At 39.5% G+C, this 276-nt stretch carries 1 protein-coding gene; it reads left to right on the top strand.

All coding sequences use genetic code 11. The features are described from left to right. On the top strand, positions 1–276 hold a 276-nt coding region (locus SB764_RS39855; protein ID WP_410866730.1), incomplete at both ends, for an NAD-binding protein.

Genomic DNA, 276 nt, shown 5'->3' with positions numbered 1-276 from the left:
CAATCTTTTAATAAGCCAGTAATCGTAATAGATCGTTCGTGGGGATCGTTAAACCCTGCAAGGCAAAGGGGGATAAAAACGGAGGTAGGAGATATTTTAAGTGAACATACGGAATATCATGTGGACTTAACCCCCTATGAAATTTTAATTGCAGCAACTGAGGAAGATGCTTACAATGCACTTATTTGTCAACGTTTTGTCCCAGAACTAGGAAGAGAACATATCTTTCAAACCCCCATCCACATGGGAGACCCAAGTGATTATAGTAAATCACTA

Source organism: Paraburkholderia sp. SIMBA_027 (genome assembly GCF_046535315.1).
In the GTDB taxonomy this organism is placed as follows: domain Bacteria; phylum Pseudomonadota; class Gammaproteobacteria; order Burkholderiales; family Burkholderiaceae; genus Paraburkholderia; species Paraburkholderia tropica.
This window is presented reverse-complemented; position numbering and strand designations above follow the sequence as displayed.